This is a genomic window from Asticcacaulis taihuensis, assembly GCF_900100255.1.
GTDB classification, from domain to species: domain Bacteria; phylum Pseudomonadota; class Alphaproteobacteria; order Caulobacterales; family Caulobacteraceae; genus Asticcacaulis; species Asticcacaulis taihuensis.
In genome coordinates this window covers 1,383,020-1,400,948 of sequence record NZ_FMTS01000001.1, presented here as the reverse complement: position 1 = coordinate 1,400,948, position 17,929 = coordinate 1,383,020, and the positions used below count along the sequence as shown (strand labels likewise).

General features: G+C 60.9%; 15 protein-coding genes, 1 other RNA gene and 1 pseudogene. 7 read left to right on the top strand and 10 right to left on the bottom strand.

Annotation, left to right across the window (positions count from 1 at the left end):
* Positions 1-103 precede the first annotated feature (103 nt).
* Positions 104-1,150 carry a sigma-54-dependent Fis family transcriptional regulator gene (locus BLO49_RS06600; protein ID WP_090645766.1) on the bottom strand — a complete coding sequence of 349 codons (1,047 nt, stop codon included), beginning with the start codon at positions 1,148-1,150 and terminating at the stop codon, positions 104-106.
* Positions 1,151-1,422: 272 nt separating this feature from the next.
* Here BLO49_RS06600 and exaC point away from each other — a divergent pair, with 272 nt between their 5' ends.
* Both exaC and BLO49_RS06590 read left to right on the top strand, forming a co-directional pair.
* Entirely contained in the window at positions 1,423-2,940 is a 1,518-nt protein-coding gene (gene exaC, locus BLO49_RS06595; protein ID WP_090645763.1) for an acetaldehyde dehydrogenase ExaC, read from the top strand.
* A 272-nt stretch (positions 2,941-3,212) separates the two neighbouring features.
* Positions 3,213-4,226 carry an aldo/keto reductase gene (locus tag BLO49_RS06590; protein ID WP_090645759.1) on the top strand — a complete coding sequence of 338 codons (1,014 nt, stop codon included), beginning with the start codon at positions 3,213-3,215 and terminating at the stop codon, positions 4,224-4,226.
* A 20-nt stretch (positions 4,227-4,246) separates the two neighbouring features.
* Here the strand turns inward: BLO49_RS06590 and BLO49_RS06585 are convergent, their stop codons facing one another.
* Entirely contained in the window at positions 4,247-4,846 is a 600-nt protein-coding gene (locus BLO49_RS06585; RefSeq protein WP_170828221.1) for a DUF4142 domain-containing protein, read from the bottom strand.
* A gap of 117 nt (positions 4,847-4,963) precedes the next feature.
* On the opposite strand from BLO49_RS06585, the gene ssrA reads away from it, so the two are divergent.
* Both ssrA and BLO49_RS06575 read left to right on the top strand, forming a co-directional pair.
* Positions 4,964-5,320: a transfer-messenger RNA gene (ssrA, locus tag BLO49_RS06580) on the top strand.
* A gap of 168 nt (positions 5,321-5,488) precedes the next feature.
* Entirely contained in the window at positions 5,489-6,451 is a 963-nt protein-coding gene (locus BLO49_RS06575) for an alpha/beta hydrolase (RefSeq protein ID WP_090645754.1), read from the top strand.
* Positions 6,452-6,559: 108 nt separating this feature from the next.
* Here BLO49_RS06575 and BLO49_RS18580 read toward each other — a convergent pair whose 3' ends face one another.
* Together BLO49_RS18580 and BLO49_RS18485 are read right to left on the bottom strand one after the other, a co-directional pair.
* The gene (locus BLO49_RS18580; RefSeq protein ID WP_245678915.1) at positions 6,560-6,922 is read right to left on the bottom strand and encodes a methyl-accepting chemotaxis protein; all 363 of its coding nucleotides are present in this window, start codon (positions 6,920-6,922) and stop codon (positions 6,560-6,562) included.
* A gap of 435 nt (positions 6,923-7,357) precedes the next feature.
* Positions 7,358-7,764, bottom strand: a pseudogene (locus tag BLO49_RS18485) (protoglobin domain-containing protein); the annotation flags it as partial.
* Between the two features lie 223 nt (positions 7,765-7,987).
* Between BLO49_RS18485 and BLO49_RS06565 the strand changes: the two are divergent.
* The 3 genes from BLO49_RS06565 (at position 7,988) to BLO49_RS06555 (ending at position 11,925) form a co-directional block, all read left to right on the top strand.
* Positions 7,988-8,536 (top strand): SspB family protein, encoded by a 549-nt coding sequence (locus BLO49_RS06565; RefSeq protein WP_090645747.1) that lies wholly within the window; start codon positions 7,988-7,990, stop codon positions 8,534-8,536.
* 90 nt (positions 8,537-8,626) lie between these two features.
* Positions 8,627-10,987: a serine hydrolase domain-containing protein gene (locus BLO49_RS06560; protein WP_090645745.1), complete on the top strand. Its 2,361-nt coding sequence runs from the start codon at positions 8,627-8,629 to the stop codon at positions 10,985-10,987.
* Between the two features lie 74 nt (positions 10,988-11,061).
* Entirely contained in the window at positions 11,062-11,925 is an 864-nt protein-coding gene (locus BLO49_RS06555) for a DUF72 domain-containing protein (RefSeq protein ID WP_220083700.1), read from the top strand.
* A 157-nt stretch (positions 11,926-12,082) separates the two neighbouring features.
* On the opposite strand, the gene BLO49_RS06550 is transcribed toward BLO49_RS06555, so the two are convergent.
* From BLO49_RS06550 to BLO49_RS06525, 6 genes are all read right to left on the bottom strand, one after another.
* Positions 12,083-12,382 carry a RusA family crossover junction endodeoxyribonuclease gene (locus BLO49_RS06550; protein WP_245678914.1) on the bottom strand — a complete coding sequence of 100 codons (300 nt, stop codon included), beginning with the start codon at positions 12,380-12,382 and terminating at the stop codon, positions 12,083-12,085.
* Between the two features lie 59 nt (positions 12,383-12,441).
* The gene (locus BLO49_RS06545) at positions 12,442-13,254 is read right to left on the bottom strand and encodes a peptidylprolyl isomerase (protein WP_090645738.1); all 813 of its coding nucleotides are present in this window, start codon (positions 13,252-13,254) and stop codon (positions 12,442-12,444) included.
* Positions 13,251-14,516 (bottom strand): cytochrome P450, encoded by a 1,266-nt coding sequence (locus tag BLO49_RS06540; RefSeq protein WP_090645736.1) that lies wholly within the window; start codon positions 14,514-14,516, stop codon positions 13,251-13,253. Before BLO49_RS06540 ends, BLO49_RS06545 begins: the two co-directional genes overlap by 4 nt.
* A 68-nt stretch (positions 14,517-14,584) precedes the next feature.
* Positions 14,585-16,897 carry an ATP-dependent helicase gene (locus tag BLO49_RS06535; protein WP_415499572.1) on the bottom strand — a complete coding sequence of 771 codons (2,313 nt, stop codon included), beginning with the start codon at positions 16,895-16,897 and terminating at the stop codon, positions 14,585-14,587.
* Between the two features lie 222 nt (positions 16,898-17,119).
* Complete coding sequence (locus BLO49_RS06530) at positions 17,120-17,368, bottom strand: ribbon-helix-helix domain-containing protein (RefSeq protein WP_090645730.1); 249 nt, start codon at positions 17,366-17,368, stop codon at positions 17,120-17,122.
* Positions 17,369-17,527: 159 nt separating this feature from the next.
* Positions 17,528-17,725 (bottom strand): DUF4169 family protein, encoded by a 198-nt coding sequence (locus tag BLO49_RS06525; protein WP_090646213.1) that lies wholly within the window; start codon positions 17,723-17,725, stop codon positions 17,528-17,530.
* Between the last annotated feature and the right edge of the window lie 204 nt (positions 17,726-17,929).

The following is a 17,929-nucleotide window of genomic DNA, read 5'->3' as shown; positions in this document are numbered from 1 at the left end:
GCACTGTGCTCAAGAAGCGAAGCGTTAGCACGCGTCAAGGCGGGCGCGCAGTCGCGCTTGCCAAACTTCAGAAGAAATTTGGCGGGAAGCGCTCAAGCGGCGCCTACACGCTGTGAATGCGGCGGTAAATTGTGCTGCGGTGGATACCAAGATGGCGGGCGGCGGCGCTGACATTGCCGCCGTGGGCTTCCAGCGCCTGGCGGATGCTGGAGAGTTCGATATCTTCCAGGCTCTGCTGCGGGGCTGTGCTCAAGGCTGGCCCCAGGCTTTCGCCTTCGAACTGGGCGAAGAATTCGCGGCCGTCCTGCGCCTTCAGGCGGCCGGACGCCAGATGCGCGGCATTGGTGTCGAAAATCTCCTCGACATGGAGCTGGTCGAGGCCGTCCCAGGTGCGGCCCACCAGGGACAGGCCGCGCCGGTTGGCGGCCACCACTATGCCGTCTTTCAGCACCAGTATGCCTTCGCGGGCGGCGCCGAGCAGGTTTGGGTCGGTCTGGAAGCGCAGGGTGCGGCAGCCATCGAAACCGTTGCGAAACAGGCGGTGCTCAATCTGCTCCACCGCCATGCGCACCATGCCGAGCACATGGCCGCTCTGCTGGCTGGCCGGCACCGATATATCGAGCACGCCGATGGTGGCGCCGCGCGGATCGATGATCGGCGTGGCCGAACACGTCAAAACCTGATGGCTCTGGAAATAGTGCTCGCCGCCATTGACCACCACGGCGCGGCGTTCGGCCAGGGCGGTGCCGATGGCATTGGTGCCCGTGCCATCCTCGCTCCATAATATGCCGGGGCGCAGGGCCACCTGCGCGGCCTTGTCGGCAAAGCCGGGATCGCCGACGGCATCGAGGATTTCGCCCCTGGCATTGGTCAGGATGACGATGCCGGAAATTTCGCGGGCTTCGGAATAGAGGGCATCCAGTTCGGGGCGCGAAATGCGGCGCAGGGCCTCGTGCTTTTCATGCAGCAGGCGGATTTCAGAGGCGCTGGGCGCATCGATGGCCGGAGGTGCGCGTTCGTCCAGCCCCATGTCGGCGCAGCGTATCCACGAGCGCAGGATGGAATGGCCGATCTGATCGACAGGCAGGCCCTTGCGCGCGAAGAAGACCTCGCGGGCTTTCTGGATTTGTAATGGGTCGGCAGCGCTCAACTCTACTCCCTGTCTTTAGGGAAAGAAGATGCCTTTTGGCGGCAATAGGCAAGACCAAACTGCGTTTTCACGTCCGTTTTGATCCGAAACGCGCCGGCGGTGTCGCAATCTGCGACAGGCGGCAAAATCCTGTCGTGCGGCGCGACACACCCTCCGAAATGCGATCCAAAACCGGGTCTGAGCGGCCATCCATCGCTGTATCGCGCTTGTTGCTGCACCGCACAGGCGCGCAGCCTCGGTTCATAACCACCGAACAGGCAAGGAGACTGAACATGACCAAATTCGAACGCATTATCGAGGCCGGCGCGCCTTTCAAGACCCGTTACGGCAACTATATCGGCGGCCAGTGGATCGAGCCGGTCAAGGGCCGCTACATGGACAACACCTCGCCGGTTAATGGCCGCAAGATCTGCGAAGTGCCGCGCTCTTCGGCTGAGGATATCGAACTGGCACTTGACGCTGCGCATCGCGCCCGGCACGGCTGGGGCCGCACCTCGGTCACCGAACGCTCCAACATCCTGCTCCAGATCGCCCAGCGTATCGAGGACAACCTGCCCCTGATCGCCGAGGCCGAGACCTGGGACAACGGCAAGCCCCTGCGCGAAACCACGGCGGCCGATATCCCCCTGGCCATCGACCATTTCCGCTATTTCGCCGGCTGCATCCGGGCGCAGGAAGGCTCGATCGGCGAACTGGACAATGACACCGTGGCCTATCATTTCCATGAACCCCTCGGCGTGGTCGGCCAGATCATTCCGTGGAACTTCCCGATCCTGATGGCGGCCTGGAAGCTGGCCCCGGCGCTGGCCGCCGGCAACTGCGTGGTGCTCAAGCCCGCCGAACAGACCCCGGCCTCGATCCTCGTGGTCGCTGAGTTGATCCATGACCTGCTGCCGCCGGGCGTGCTCAATATCGTCTCCGGCACCGGTATCGAAGCCGGCGCGCCGCTCGCTCGCAGTCCGCGCATCGCCAAAATCGCCTTCACCGGCTCGACCGCGGTGGGCAAGGAGATCATGCGCTATGCCGCCGACAACGTCACCAACATCACGCTGGAACTGGGCGGCAAGTCGCCGAACATCTTCTTCGCCGACGTGATGGCGGAGGACGACGCCTTCCTTGACAAGGCCATGGAAGGCTTCGCCTTCTTCGCGCTGAACCAGGGCGAGGTCTGCACCTGTCCGTCGCGCGCCCTGGTGCAGGAATCGATCTATGACCGCTTCATGGAACGCGCCATCAAGCGCGTCGAGGCCATTGCCCAGGGCGATCCGCTCGATGTCGGCACCATGATCGGCGCCCAGGCCAGCCAGCAGCAGTATGACAAGATCCTGAAATATCTGGAGATCGGCCGCAATGAAGGCGCGAAGGTGCTGACCGGCGGCGAGGCCAGCCGTCTGGGCGGCGACCTTGATAACGGGTTCTACATCAAGCCGACCATCTTCGAGGGCCACAACAAAATGCGCGTCTTCCAGGAGGAAATCTTCGGCCCGGTGGTTTCGGTCACCACCTTCAAGACGGTGGAAGAGGCCATCGAGATCGCCAATGACACGGTCTATGGCCTGGGCGCCGGCGTCTGGTCGCGTGACATGAACATGGCCTATCGCGCCGGCCGAGGTATTGAGGCCGGCCGTGTGTGGACCAACTGTTACCACGCCTATCCGGCAGGGGCGGCCTTCGGCGGCTACAAGCAATCGGGCATCGGCCGCGAAACGCACAAGATGATGCTGGACCACTATCAGCAGACCAAGAACCTGCTGGTCTCCTACGCGCCGGGCAAACTTGGCTTCTTCTGATCCACAGTACGTCCTCTGCCGCCTGATGCCCCTCAGGCGGCATGATGGCGCCCGCCGCGTCAACCTCCCCTGACTTCACCCCGGCGGGCGCCGCCTTTGCCTGAGAACTGAAGCCCGCTTTCTGAACAGAAGGCGGGCGCTTTTATTCCGGCATAGGCGCGCGTCGGTGTGCCATATGGAAATATCTGCACCGCTGCGGTGGCAAAGCACCAGTGGGCACCCCATTTTCGGAGCTGCCAATCCTTACGACCGTCCCTCAGGGAGATATTTCCATGGCCATCAAAGACATTTTGCCGGACAAGCTCGGCTTTGGCGCCGCTCCGCTTGGCAACATGTTCCGCGACATTCCGGAAGAGGAGGCCCTGGCAACCGTGGAAGCCGCCTGGAATGACGGCATCCGCTATTATGATAATGCCCCCTTCTACGGCGCCGGCCTGGCGGAAATCCGCATGGGCGAGGCCCTGAAGGACAAGCCGCGCGACCAGTATGTGATCTCGACCAAGGTGGGCCGGGTGATCCTCGATGAACTTGAGGACGTCAGCGCCCGCGAACAGGGCGAAAAGGCGGGCGTCTTCCAGCACGGCCGCGCCAACCGGATCGTCAATGACTATTCGGCCGACGCCACCATGCGCTCCATCGAAGACAGCCTGAAGCGTTTGAAGACCGATCATATCGAGATCGCCTTCGTCCATGACCTGGCGCAGGACTTCTGGGGCGACCGCTGGCTGGAGAAGTTCGAGGAAGCGCGGAATGGCGCTTTCAAAGCGCTTGATCGCCTGCGTGATGAGGGCGTGATCAAGGCGTGGGGGCTGGGCGTCAACAAGGTGGAACCGATCGAACTCCTGATGGAACTGGAAGAGCCGCGTCCGGACGCCAGCCTGCTGGCCGGGCGCTATACCCTGCTGGATCACGATCGGGCGCTTCAGCGTGTCATGCCGAAGGCTCTCGAGAAAGGCATGAGCATCGTGGTCGGCGGTCCCTATAGTTCCGGCGCCTTGGTGGGCGGTCTGAATTTCGAATATGCGCCGGCCACGTCCGCCATTCTTGACAAGGTGGCGCGCATTAAGGCGATCGCTGATCGTCACGGCGTGAGCATGAAAGCAGCGGGGCTGCAGTTTTCGCTCGCCAATCCGGCGGTGGCGGCCGTCATTCCAGGCGCCAGCCGCCCCGGCCGCATCGCGGAGGATCGGGCCGCATTGACCGAGACGGTGCCGGCGGATTTCTGGCGGGAACTGCGTGAAGACGGTCTGGTCAATCGGCAGGCGCCGCTGCCCGGCGGACTTTAAGAGGTAAGAGGGCGCCCTCACTATTCCTTAAACGCGTCGATCTTGTCCTTGTGCGCCTGTAGGGTCGGCAGGGTGTTGGTGGCGAAGGTCTGCAGGGCTGCGTCCTTGCCGTTCTTCGAATAGTCGTCGAACAGGCTGACCGCTTCCGAATGGGCGCTCTGCTGGATATCGACATAGGCCTTATCAAAATCGGTGCCGGTCTTGGTGGCCAGGTCGTCCAGCTTCTTCTGGTGATCGTCGTCGAGCGCGGCCGGTGGGGTCAGGCCGGAGGTGGCGGCGACGGCGGTTTCAAACTTTTTACCGGCGGCGGTGTGATCCTTGATCATCATTTTGGCGAAGGCCAGGACATCGGCATTTTTAGAGGTCTTCACCGCCAGTTCACTGGTCTTGATCTCGAACATATTGGCGATCGCCGCCTTGGTGACGAAATCCTGCGTCTTGTTGGCGTCCATGTCGGCGCCGATGCTGCTGACCGCCGCCGAGGCGTCGGCGACCACGCTGGTGGTGGTGTCCTCGACCTTGTCGGTGGTGGTCTTGCTGCAGGCGGCCAGGCCGCCGATGGACATTACGAAGATTGCGCCACAGGCAGCGGCAGCGCGAAGATGGCTAGAACGGGACATGATGGAGTTCCTCAGCTTGAGTTTGGATATCCGGAAGCTAGGGCAGGGCGCATAAATTTGCCCCGCGACTTCACGCATCCGTGACAAAAATTCCATAAGGACAATTTTCCTGGCCACACTCTTCCCCTCGCCACGCGAAGCGCCTATATTGAGGGTGTCGGGTTTCGGCCCTACTATGGGGATAAACGCCCACGTAATAAGCGAACTGGACCCGGGTGCGATTCCCGGCGGCTCCACCATTTACCTCCCAGGCTTAGGGACTATGGGGCCGATCAGCATCGACAGGCGTGTAAAGGTGAAGCTTTCCCTCAGTGTGAGGCTCTGTGATCGCCTCATTTTATAACTGCGAACGATAACTTCGCTTCGGATCAAGCTCTTGCTGCGTAATGCGGCGGATCTAATCCACCTAAACTCCTAGGAACTAAGCCTCCTAGGCGGGGCCCGGCAGCCGCCTTGCAACAGAAGGCTGCCACTCGCGCCTGCTCAGTCACGGCGCTTCCAATTGGCGCCTTGCAACAGAAGGCTGCCACCTGCCCGCCACCTTATCAAAAACGACATGAGCATTGTCTTGATGCCGTCACCCGTATCTGTATTAGTGGCCTTTACCAAAACTAATAATCAGCTATCGAAGGGCCAGGGATCATGGGGTTGAAAACAGCGTTTTTCATTATGGCTACGGCGGTTTTTGCCATGCCGGCAACGGCGGCGCCCCCTGATCCCGCCGCTTCATTTCCCGCCAAAATGCAAGCCTTTGCGCTATATGGCGATAGCGCCATTCCCAATTCAAAGCCCGGCCCCGACAATGAGACCGGCGCAGACACGGGTTGGATACAGAAGGTTTCCCACCCCGCAATTCAGGTTTATCTGCCAGCCAAGGTGAAGGCCACGGGGGCGAGCGTTCTCATCATCCCCGGTGGCGGATATGCGGGGTTGACCTTCGAATATGAAGGCGTGGAGCAGGCAAAATATTTCGTGGATCATGGCATTGCCGCCTTTGTCTTGAAATACCGGTTGCCGAGTGATCTGACGATGGCGGATAAATCCATCGGGCCGCTTCAGGACGCGCAGCAAGGGCTGCGGTTTATCCGGCTGCACGCCGGCCAGTGGAATCTTGATCCGGCGCGTGTGGGCGTCGTCGGTTATTCCGCGGGCGGACATGTCGCGTCGACACTGGCGACACATTTCCAGAAGTCCTATATCGCCAATCCTGAGCATGTCAGTCTGCGTCCCGACTTTCAGGTGCTTGTCTATCCTGTTATCAGCATGGATGCGAAGATTACGCATATGGATTCGCGCAATGCGCTTCTGGGGCCTTCGCCCTCCGACGCGCTGGTGAAGGATTTTTCCAACGACCAACAGGTGACGCGCGAAACGCCGCCGGCTTTGATCCTTCACGCCGCCGACGACCAATTGGTGGATATCGACAACAGTATCGCTTATCTCGAAGCGCTTCGCCATGCGGGCGTACCGGTTGAAGCGCGGTTTTTTGAGAAAGGCCAGCATGGCTTGTTTCTAATGCCGCGTGATCGCTGGCAATGGGCAATCATCGATTGGCTGACGTCGGACGGCTGGTTAAGTCCGCGCCCTAAGACGCCCGCAGATTGACGAAGAACTGCTCGGCATGCCGGGTCAGTTCGCCTGACTGCGCAGCCAGGGACTGAGCGGATTCATCCACTGATTCAGTGGCCATCTGGGTTTGTTTGACGGCGCTGTTCAGGCTGACAATGTGCTCCGACAGGCTGGACGAGGCGTCCGACACATGCTGAATGCTGAGGCGATCTCGTTGGTGGCCGTGCTCTGTTCCTCGACGGCGGCGGCGATAGAGGTGTTGGAAGCTTCGACATCGGTGATCGCATTGACGATATCGCCGATCGAGGCGACGGCGCGATCTGTCGATCCTCTGATCTCCTTGATATGCTGAGAGATTTCGGTGGTGGCGCGGGCGGTCTGATCGGCCAGGGCCTTGACCTCTGTGGCGACCACGGCGAAGCCCTTGCCGGCGTCACCGGCGCGGGCAGCCTCGATGGTGGCGTTGAGAGCCAGCAGGTTGGTCTGCGAGGCAATGCCCTGGATCATGCCCAGGATATCGCCGATCTTGTCGACCGCGCCCGAAAGCTGGCTGACCTCGGTGCTGGAGGTTTCCGCCATATGGACCACGGACCGAATGCCGGCCGAGGCGCCGCTGATCTGGCTGCTGATTTCCTGGATCGACTTGGTCAGTTCCTCGGCGGCGGCGGCCACCGATTGGGAATCCATTGAGGCGCGGCTGGCGACATCGGCCACGGTTTCAGAGGTCGACTGCGCGCTGTCGGCCACCTGGCCCAGGTCACGCGAGGTCGATTGCAGGCTGGACGACCGTTCCGAGACCTGACTGACAATGGTTTCGAATTCGCCGCGGAACTGATCGATCGCGGTTTCCGTTCTGCGTGCCTTCTCCAGTATGGCGCCTTCGCTGGCGGCCTGGTAGGTGGAAATGGCGATATCGAGATCGAGAAAAACCGCCTTGTTAACGGCGATCAGCGCTCTGGTCAGGGTTTTCGGCTTGAAACGATAGGTGGCGGTCAGGGTGGCCGTCAGCTCATCGAGCACGAACTGGTAGCCGGCGATATACCATTTGGGTTCCAGCCCGATGCGGTGATGCGTCTGACCGATGCGCAGGGCGTTGTCGAAATAGTCCTGGCTGAGCCGCTGGTGAACAGCATGTGCCAGTGGCGGCTCTGGGCGCCCTGCAGGCGGCTTTCGTGCGTCCCGATCATCGCCGCCAGATGCGGTTCGCGCGTAATGTGGGCATAGAAGGCGGTCAGGATGCGGGGCAGGGCGGGCGCGATGCGGGGCCATATCTGTCGCAACAGGGCGGTGTCCTCAGGCGTAATCCGAGCGAAATCAAGGCGATGCTGATAGATGTCGTCATTAGCCATTGCGAGGTACTCCTTACTTTAACGTTTTTTATAAAAACGCTGATATTTGAGTTGTATTTACTCAACCAATGGTTAACCAAAAGTTGTGGAGGGATAAAATCCGTATGAAAGATGTGGATATGGCTTTTTTGCCGCTTCACGGCAATTTGCGGTTTTGTTTTCAGACGGTCATGCTAAGGCTGAACGCAGCGCACAATACGAGTTTTGCAGAGGCCCCGAACGCATGTCCGAAGATCAGATGATCATCGACCAGATGGATTACGCCAACCTGACCCAGAACGCCCTGCGCGGCGTGATCAAGCAGGGGCTGCTGCGGGCCGCCTCGGTGGAAGGTCTGCCAGGCGAGCATCATTTCTACATCACCTTCCTGACCAAGGCGCCCGGCGTTTCGATCCCGGCCGACCTGCTAGCGCGCTATCCCTACGACATCACAATAGTCTTGCAGCACCAGTTCCGCGACCTGCGCGTCACCGATGACTTCTTCCGTGTCACCCTGACGTTTGGCGGCGCGCCCAAGATCCTGACCGTGCCCTATAACGCCATCACCCGTTTCCACGATCCGCACGCGCAATTCATGCTGGAGTTCGAGGTCGATGATCCGGCGGCCTTGTCTCAGGATCTGGGCCAGGATATCGACGAGAGCGAGGAAATCGGCGACATCGTCACCGAACTGGCGCCGCCGGCGGACCGCCCCAAAAAGGACGCCGCAGCTTCTGAGCCCGATGGGGACGCTCCCAAGATCGTCTCGCTGGACCAGTTCCGCAAGAAATAAGCGGGCAAACCGAAAAAGACGCTACGCCTGTCACCAGAATCGCCTAAATTCGCATAACAGACGAATGCGCGTTCCGGGATTGAATCGAAGATGGCTTTTCGGGGTATCGTTCACAGATTTGGACCAAAGAGCAAAACGGCGGCCTTGCTGCTGGCCCTGGGTCTGGTTTGTGCCGCCGCCGGCCCGGCGGTTACCCAGTCCACGCCGCCCACCGCCGATGTCAAGCCCGCTGCACCGGAAACCGTGCCGCCAGCCGCTACGTCTGCCAGCCCGCCGGGCCTTGATCTCAAGCCCTATGTGCCGGCGCCGGCTTCCGAGGCGGCGTCTTCCAGCGCCACAGCATCGGTCAGGCCGCGCCCGAAACCGAAGCCCGTTGCACCACCGGCTCCGCCCGTGCCCGCGCCGGCGGTTCCGGCGAATGGTCCCATCGGTTACCAGACAACCGTTCCCGGCGCCGTGGTGAAACCGGCCGCGCCGATGGTAGCAGCCTCCGCCCTGCCGCCGCGCACGGCCGCGACGCCGATCAGCGCGGAGGACATTGAAACCTTTACCGACTCCGTGGTGCGCACCCTGATGCAGCGCGATCATGTGCTGGGCGCTACGGTGGCCGTCGTTCAGGGCAATACGCCGCTGCTGCTCAAGGGGTATGGCTATGACCGCCTGGCGCCCTTGCGTCGGGTCGATCCCAACAGTTCACTGTTCCGCATCGGCTCGGTGACCAAGACCTTTACCTGGATCGTGGCCCGTCAGGAACTGGAAGCCGGCCGCATCCAGATGGACTCATCGATCGGCAACTACCTGCCGGCCGATGTCTACAGCGAGGACCGCCGCTTCAAGCCGATCACCCTGCGTGAACTGATGGATCACACCAGCGGCTATGAGGACACCAGCCTTGGCCACCTGTTCCAGCTCAATGGCTCGCGCCTGATCGGCGCGGACAGCTATTTCCGCGTTCACCGGCCAAAGCGCGTGCGCCAGCCGGGTGAATTTTCCGCCTATTCCAATTTCGGCGCGGCCTTGGCGGCCCGCGCCCTGCAACAGACGGCGCGGGCGAAGGACGTGCCCACCCTGATGGAAACCCGCATTTTCCAGCCGCTCGGCATGAGCCACACCTCCTTGCGCGAGCCCTACAATTCGCAGGGGCTCGATCTGGAAGACCTGCCGACACCGTTATCGGCCGAACTGACGCAGGACCTTTCCGATGGTTTTGTCTGGGATGGCGCCACCTATGAGGCGCAGCCCTTCGAGCACGCCATTCCGCTCTCCGGTGCGCTCGGCGCTTCCTCGACCGCTCAGGACATGGCGCGGCTGATGGCCATGATGCTCGGCAATGGCCAGATCGACGGCATTCAGCTTTTCAATGCCGATTCCGCCAGTGCCTTCCGCCAGCCCCTGCTGAAAATGCCGGAAGGCTATAATGGCTGGGCGTCGGGCCTGATGATCCGCCAGGCGCCGGCGGGCTTCACCACCTATGGTCATGGCGGCGCGACCCTGTGGTTCAATGCCAATATGGTGATCGTGCCGGAAATGAACCTCGGCATCTTCATCGCCGCCAATACCCAGACCGGTGCGGCCCTGACCGCCAGCTATCCGAACCTGCTGCTCGATCATCTGAGCGGCGATACGGTCAAGCCGCCGCTGATGCCCTCTCCGGCCAATGCCTATGCCCAGCATCGTGACTATTATCGGGCAATCGCCGGACAGTATGTCTCGACCCGCCGGGCTTATGGCGGTCTGGAAGGGGCCGTCACCCGCCTGCTCAATACGGTTGACGTTACGGTCGATGGCGATGGCCGGCTGATCTTGGATACGCAGAATGGTCTGTCCGCCTTTGTACCGGCCTCGGCTACGGGGTTCTTCACACCGCAGGATGCGGAGGATTCCGGTCCGGCATCGGCGACCGGCGGGCTGCATTTCCTGTTCAATGCCAACGGCACGCACGTTTCCGGCTTCGAGACGGCCAGCAATGTGGCGCGCTATGAACGTGTCGGCTGGTGGTATAATCCGTCGGTCGTGACCCTGCTGACAGCGATCATGATCGCCACCTGCATCTTTGTCTGGATTATGCTGGCCAAGGGACCGGGGCGCAATGAGCACCCGACCGAGGAACAGGGGCGCGCCACGGTCATTTCGGCCTGCCTGTCGCTGCTGTGGCTGGCGGCCATCTTCGTCTTCCACACCTGGCATGAGGCCCTGGCCGATAATCCCGGCAGCCTGTTCACCCACTGGCCGGCCGGGCAGGTGCGCCTGGCCTCGGCGCTGGCCTTCGTGGCCATGCTCGGCACCCTTTATCAGGTGGCGACCTATTACCTCGTCTACAGCGGCCGCGGGCGCTACGGCGACGACTGGCCGACCTGGCAGAAGGTGGCGCACGGCCTGATGCTGCTCTACTGGCTGTTCTATATCTTCATCCTGACCATCTGGGGGGCGCTGGAGCCGTGGAGCTGGTAGCAGTCATAATTGAAATCTGATGGCGGTGGTCCAATGCTGACGCCATGGATGGAAGCCCGACCGAAAAACCAAAATTGTTGCCGAAAGAACGGCGGTCACGAAAAGCCGACCGCCGGGCGAAGCAGCGCGCCGCCAATGCCATGCGCGCGGAGAAGATGCGCATAGCGCGCCTGGCCGATACCGCCATCAAGCCGGTTCCGTCTCACCCACCGGCGCTGAACATCGCCTGCTCCGGCTGGTTTTACTGGGACTGGCGCGGCAAGTTCTACCCGACCCAGATGCCGACGAAAGACTGGTTTTCCTACTATATGGACCACTTCGATACGGTCGAGCTGAACGCGCCCTTTTATGCCTGGCCGACGGTCAATACGGTCAAAACCTTGCTCAGACAGGCCCAGGGGCGGGAGTTCGTCTATACCGTCAAGGCGTGCGAACTTATCACCCATATCCGCCGGTTCGAGGATGTGCAGGGCCTTATCGAGGACTTCGGCTATATCGCTGATCTGCTCGGCGAACGCATGGGCTGTTTCCTGTTCCAGTTTCCGGCCAGTTTCCACTATGCGCCGGAAAGGCTTGAGCGGATCGTGTCTCAGCTCGATCACAGCCGGCGCAATGTCGTCGAGTTCCGCCATGAAAGCTGGTGGAACGAAGCGGTCTATGCCGCTTTTCGTGCCAATGACGTCATCTTCTGTTCGTGCAGCGGGCCGAAACTGCCGGATGACATGATCCGCACGGCCGACGATGTCTATATCCGCTTTCATGGTCCGGAGAAGTGGTATCGTTACGACTATTCCGATGCCGAACTCGCCGATTGGGCAGAGCGCATAAAGGCCAGCGGCGCCAAACGCATCTGGGCCTATTTCAATAACGATTACGACGCCAATGCGATCCGCAATGCCCAGACTTTGACGCGGCTGCTTAAGGCGGAAGATTCGTAATTGAAGTCATATCCAAAATCCTCCCTTCTTGGAGGGGAGGGGGACCGCGAAGCGGTGGAGGGGTAACAACCTGCGTTGGCCTTCGTGGCCTTACCCCTCCGCCGCGGACTTCGCCGCGTCACCTCCCCTCCAAGAGGGGAGGACTTTAATAATGTCGTCATACCTGATGCTTGAGCGCGTAGACCCGGATATGAATCTGCTCGCGGTCTCCGGGATGACGTTCGACGAGCAGGCGGGCCACCTGGCTGTCATCGTGGAAGACAAAGCCCTTGATGGCGTCGAGCAGGGCCTTGGCGAGATTGTCCAGGTCCATCCAGGGCGGATCGCCAATATGCTCCATACGGATTTCGACGGCGTAATCGCCCCAGGCGGCGCGCGACCCCCGCCATTCCTTGCGGAAGAATTCATAGACCAGGGGCTTGTAATATTTCGCCTGGGTGGTCAAGCCGTCGATCATGATCTCGATGCCGTCCGTTGTTTCCCGCGCCCGGACCTTGCCTGACGTAATCCACTCCGTCACGGGATCACCCGCGCCGGCACGGCGATGTCGCAGATGGCAAAGTCCGCGCCTTTCACCGCGCGGACCTGATCGGCCAGGGATTTGAAGGCCGCGCTGTCGGTTTTCAGTATCTCAATGCGCGGCGCCCTGGCCATATCCGCCAGCACCTGGACATGGATCATCGAATCCGGATGCGCGGGTGGCTCACCGGCGGCCAGGGATTGCAGCACCTCGCCACCGGCAATCACCTGTCCGAACAGGGTATATTCGTGGTCCAGGCGCTGGGTAGGCGCCAGCATGAAATATATTTCCGAATTGGCGGAATCGACCGGCGCATCATCGCGGCCCATGCCCATCGTGCCGGTGCAGTGTGTGGCCCAGGCATGGACCGCCTGGTCGGGATTGGCGCTCATGCGGCTTTCATCGACCGAGATATAGGGCAAGGCCCCCATAAAGCCTTCATTGAGCCCCGCCGGGCGCGCCACCACGGTATGCGGCATGGCGGCATTCAGGCGAAAGCGGAATTCCGGATTGAGATTGGGTAGTTCGGTCTTGCCGCTGTCGTGATTGTTCGGATTGCCGGTCTGGGCCACGAAGCCCGGAATGACGCGGTGGAACAGGAGGCCATCATAGGTGCCCCGCCGGGCCAGCAGCTTGACGCGCTCGACGGCCTGCGGCGCCATTTCCGGGTGCAGTTCGACATATATCCGACCCTTTTCGGTATCGATGACCAGCACATTCTGCGGATCGGCCGTCCGCCAATCGGATTCCGCCGCCTGAAGCGGGGACGCCAGAAAGGCGGCCGTTAGCAGAAGGGCCGTGCGGATCATTCGGTGATCACATCCAGCTTCGCCAGTCCGCGCACACCGGGGACCACGCGCCAATCGGGCGGGCTGTCATCGACTTTGCGCAGGTGCGGGAAGCGTTGCAGCAGTTTCAGGATCGCCGTCTGGCCTTCGATTCGGGCCAGGGGCGCGCCGACGCAGATATGGGCGCCGGCGCCGAACGACAGGTGCGGATTGGGCCGGCGCGTAATATCGAAGCGGTGCGGATCATCGATGCGATCCTCGTCGCGGTTGGCCGAAATCAGGCTGACAACCAGGGCATCGCCCTTGTGGTAGGGGCAGCCGCCGGCCTTGCCATCCGCCTTGGCGAAGCGTGCCGAGAACGAGATCGGCGGCTCATAGCGCAGGATTTCCTCGACCGCGCCGGTGATCAGCTTCGGATCAGCGAGGATGGCTTGACGCGCCTCATCGTGGGTCAGCAACAGGTAGATGCCGTTGCCGATCAGGTCGGCCGTGGTCAGGTGGCCGGCCACCAGCAGGGCGAACAGGTTGAACAGGATTTCGTTGTCGTCGATCGGTGCGCCATTGGCCTGCGCCGCCAGCAGGTCGCTGACCAGATCATCCTGGGGTGCAGCGCGGCGGGCCTCCATCAGTTCCTTGAAGTGGCTTAAGATTCCGCGGCGGCCATCAAGCGCCAGTTTTTCCTGTTCGGCGGACTTGGTCGGGTCGAAAGCCAGTTGCCCGGCCTCGGTCCAGACCTTGAGCGACTCGAACATCTCCGGCGGCGATCCAAGGATCGTCCCCAGCACCTGGATAGGGATGCGGGCGGCATAATCATTGACGGCATCGAAGGTTTCGCGGCCGGCCAGGGCATCTATCTGCGCATCGATGATCTGCGCCACCAGCCCTTGCGCGCCGGCGGCACGTTTCAGGAAGGCCTCGGCGACGATACCGCGCACGCGGCCGTGGTCCGGATCATCGAGCGTCAGCATGGAATCGTGCTTGCCGAATTCGGCAGCCATGGCGGCATTCAGCCGGCGGACATTGGCGATGACCGGATTTTCAGGCGCCGCGTCATCGAAATTGCGCGACAGCGAGCGGTCCATCAGGCTTTCGCGGCCGACGCCATAGGCGCTGATCAGCATAGCAGGGATCATGCCGTCGTGCTCGACCGGGCGCTCACGGCGCTGCGGATCGAAAAGCGCGTGTGGATCGGCGCGCATGGCCGGGTTCAGTTCGGAATATTCAAACAGCAGGAAGCGGGGAGGGGCAGGTTGTCTCGCGCCAGGATCTTGTGAATCGGGCATCAGGTTCTCCGTTGCCTCCGCGAGCGACGTACCCCCCGGTACCGTCTTCGCAGGTGCAAACCTCTTCCTTATGCCCGCTCAACGAAGCTGTCTATGACCTTTTTATCACCCGAGGTCTCAAAATTAACGATAAGCTTGTTGCCCTCGATCTCGACGATCAGGCCGTAGCCGAACTTCATGTGAAAGACGCGCTCGCCCAGTTTGAAATTCTTGGCGGAAGGCTTGGCCGGCGCGGGCTGGCGATGCGGGGTCGGTCGGGCCTTGGGCTCCAGCCGGCTCATATCGACGCCGGCCAGATCGCCACCATAGGCAGGCTTTTCTTTCTTGGTGTAGTTCGGCTCATAGCCAGCCCTGTCCCAGCGGCTTTGCTGTGATTGCCAGCCCTGCGAGGCATAGCCGGTCTGCGAGGTGGCCTCGACATTATCGATTGGCAGTTCATCGACGAAGCGCGACGGAATCTGGTTGGTCCAGCGGCCATAGACCTGGCGGTTGGCGACAAAGCTGATGCGCGCCTGTTCGCGGGCGCGCGTGATCCCGACATAGGCGAGGCGGCGCTCTTCCTCCAGCGACTTCAGCCCACCTTCATCCATGGAGCGCTGAGACGGGAAGATGCCTTCCTCCCAGCCGGGCAGGTAGACGACCGGGAATTCCAGTCCCTTGGCAGCGTGGAGCGTCATCAGGCGCACACTGTCGCCGCCATTGTCGCGCTCCAGGTCCATGACCAGCGACACATGCTCCAGGAAGGCCGACAGATCGTCAAAGGCGGCCATGGAGTCGCCCAACTCTTTCAGGTTATCGAGCCGCGTCTGGCCGGAGGTCTTGTCGGCACGCTGCATGTCGTAATAGCCGCTGTCGGTCAGGATGGTGTCGAGCAGGACATTGGCCTGCATATCCTTGCTCAAATCCAGCCAGCGCGTGAAATCGCGCATGAAGCCGACCAGCGGCGTCTTGGCGCGCGCCGGCAGTTCGTCGGTCTGGATCAGGTCGCGCACGGCGGTCATCACCGAAACACCGGCCAGCCGCGCCTGTTGCAGCAGTTTTTGCACCGTGGCGTCGCCGATGCCGCGCTTGGGCACATTGATGATGCGCTCGAAGGCCAGGTCGTCGTCGGGCGACTGGATCAGGCGCAGGTAAGCGATGGCGTCGCGGATTTCGGCGCGCTCGAAGAAGCGCGGGCCGCCGACCACCGTATAGGGGATTTGCAGCATGACGAAGCGCTCTTCAAAGGCGCGCATCTGGAAGGAGGCGCGCACCAGCACCGCCATGTCCGACCATTTGCGCGGATTGGCGTCGCGGGTGCCCTTATGCAGGCGCTCCATGTCCTCGGCGACGAACTGGGCCTCGGCGGCGCCATCCCACAGCCCTTGGACCTGGACCTTCTCGCCGCCTTCCTGATCGGTGAACAGTGTCTTGCCGAGGCGGGCGGTGTTGGCCTTGATCAGGCCGGCGGCCGCGGCGAGGATGTGCCGGGTCGAGCGGTAATTGCGCTCCAGACGGATGACCTTCGCGCCGGGATAGTCGCGCTCGAATTTCAGGATATTGTCGACCTCGGCGCCGCGCCAGCCATAGATCGACTGGTCGTCATCGCCGACGCAGCACAGGTTGCGGGAGGCTGGCGTCAGGAGGCGCAGCCAGAGATACTGCGCCACGTTGGTATCCTGATATTCGTCGACAAGCACATATTTGAACTTGCGGTGATAGGTTTCCAGAATGTCTGGATGTCTGGTCAGGATGTCGAGATTGTGCAGCAGCAGGTCGCCGAAATCGCAGGCATTGAGGATGCGCAGGCGGTCCTGATACATCTGGTAGAGCTTGACGCCGCGATTACCGGCGAATTCGCTGCCCTCCCCGCCTTTCACCTTGTCCGGCGTCAGGCCTTTGTTCTTCCACTGGTCGATATGCCAGGCGAAGGATTTGGGCGTGTAGCGCTTCTGATCGATGTTTTCCTGCTCGAAGATCGCCTTCAGCAGACGGACCTGATCGTCGTCATCCAGGATATTGAAGCTCGATTTCAGCCCCACCAGTTCGGCATGGCGGCGCAAAATTTGCGCGGCGATCGAGTGGAAGGTGCCAAGGTTTTGCAGCCCCTCGGCCGAGGCGCCGATCAGCTTCTGCGCCCGTTCGCGCATTTCGCGCGCCGCTTTATTGGTGAAGGTGACGCAGAGGATTTCCCACGGCCGGGCCAGACCTTGCGCCAGAATATGGGCGATACGCGTGGTTAGCACGCGCGTCTTGCCGGTGCCGGCGCCGGCCAGAACCAGGACCGGCCCCTGCACGGTGCGGACAGCCGCCTCCTGCTCCGGGTTGAGGCCGGTGAAAAAATCGGGGTGGGCGGCAGCCATCTGGCTGATGCTTTGTACGTTTGGGGGCGATGTGGTCATGCCCCTCAGTTAATCGCAGTTGCGGGCCGCGCCAAGTGCGAAATGGCCATGATCACCGGAATTGGCACAAAAAGTGAACGCGTGGTCAGCAATCCCATAACCCGGCTTTGACATATCCGGGCTGCGGATGCCTCATTTAACGTAACCTTGTTATTCCCCGGAGTTTAAAAATACCGCCGTTCTCAACTTTTCCGCGATACGGAAGTGAGGTTTGGCGGTTTCTCAGCCTTCGGAAGATTTTTTGCGCCGCGCCGCGCCGCCCTTGTTTTGCACATAGGCGAGGGCCGACAAACGGCAGAAGGAAGCCAGCAGGCTCTCCCCGCGCTTGGAGTCAAGCTCGGCTATCAGGGCGGCCAGGCTGATTCGACGGTCCTTCGAGATTGTCTCCAGAACCGCCCAAAATTCGGGCTCCAGGGCGACCGATGTGGCATGGCCGGCGAGGTTTACGGAACGTTTTTTTAGACCAGGCATTGTTTTCCTCCGATTTCATGAAGACATGCCTCCGCTTGGTGTGAAACGCCTGATGGGCCTCCGGCTTTCACTGGGGTCAGTTTATTCATGATGACCTCTGGTATTATTTAACCTCACGCTGGTGAGTGAAGTTAATCTGGGGTCTTTTATTGAATGTCGTCAACCTTTTTTATTGTCAGCCTCGGTTGTGAGGCGTTTCTGTCCAAGTTTTTGTGCATCTCTTTTTTGCCTTAGCTTTTCCTGTTTTCTAACAGTGGTTGAAATGCCGTACACAATACGATTTTCCTCGGCTTTGCTTTTTTCGTCTTGTTTTTTCTTGGCTTTTCTAACCTTGTTGAGGTTGATCAGGTCGGCCATGGGCATAGGGCTCCGGTAAAGACATGTTAAAATCTGGCATTCGGATATCTCCAATTACCGTACCGTACTGTTCGGTTACTTGAGACTTTAATTCGCAAACTCAAGTAAACGAGGTGGGTGGGCCGTAGTCTTCGTGCGCATTTTGAAGCGTTTTCAAGGTTTTCGTACTGCGGGTGCGAAGGCTATCAGTCTCGTTTAAGTATA

What these genes read in the sequence shown, in the direction of transcription:
- exaC (WP_090645763.1), top strand. Translation starts at nt 1,423, where the DNA reads ATGACCAAATTCGAACGCATTATCGAGGCCGGCGCGCCTTTCAAGACC.
- BLO49_RS06590 (WP_090645759.1), top strand. Translation starts at nt 3,213, where the DNA reads ATGGCCATCAAAGACATTTTGCCGGACAAGCTCGGCTTTGGCGCCGCT.
- BLO49_RS06585 (WP_170828221.1), bottom strand. Translation starts at nt 4,846, where the DNA reads ATGTCCCGTTCTAGCCATCTTCGCGCTGCCGCTGCCTGTGGCGCAATC.
- BLO49_RS06575 (WP_090645754.1), top strand. Translation starts at nt 5,489, where the DNA reads ATGGGGTTGAAAACAGCGTTTTTCATTATGGCTACGGCGGTTTTTGCC.
- BLO49_RS18580 (WP_245678915.1), bottom strand. Translation starts at nt 6,922, where the DNA reads ATGATCCAGGGCATTGCCTCGCAGACCAACCTGCTGGCTCTCAACGCC.
- BLO49_RS06565 (WP_090645747.1), top strand. Translation starts at nt 7,988, where the DNA reads ATGTCCGAAGATCAGATGATCATCGACCAGATGGATTACGCCAACCTG.
- BLO49_RS06560 (WP_090645745.1), top strand. Translation starts at nt 8,627, where the DNA reads ATGGCTTTTCGGGGTATCGTTCACAGATTTGGACCAAAGAGCAAAACG.
- BLO49_RS06550 (WP_245678914.1), bottom strand. Translation starts at nt 12,382, where the DNA reads ATGATCGACGGCTTGACCACCCAGGCGAAATATTACAAGCCCCTGGTC.
- BLO49_RS06545 (WP_090645738.1), bottom strand. Translation starts at nt 13,254, where the DNA reads ATGATCCGCACGGCCCTTCTGCTAACGGCCGCCTTTCTGGCGTCCCCG.
- BLO49_RS06540 (WP_090645736.1), bottom strand. Translation starts at nt 14,516, where the DNA reads ATGCCCGATTCACAAGATCCTGGCGCGAGACAACCTGCCCCTCCCCGC.
- BLO49_RS06535 (WP_415499572.1), bottom strand. Translation starts at nt 16,897, where the DNA reads ATGACCACATCGCCCCCAAACGTACAAAGCATCAGCCAGATGGCTGCC.
- BLO49_RS06530 (WP_090645730.1), bottom strand. Translation starts at nt 17,368, where the DNA reads ATGCCTGGTCTAAAAAAACGTTCCGTAAACCTCGCCGGCCATGCCACA.
- BLO49_RS06525 (WP_090646213.1), bottom strand. Translation starts at nt 17,725, where the DNA reads ATGGCCGACCTGATCAACCTCAACAAGGTTAGAAAAGCCAAGAAAAAA.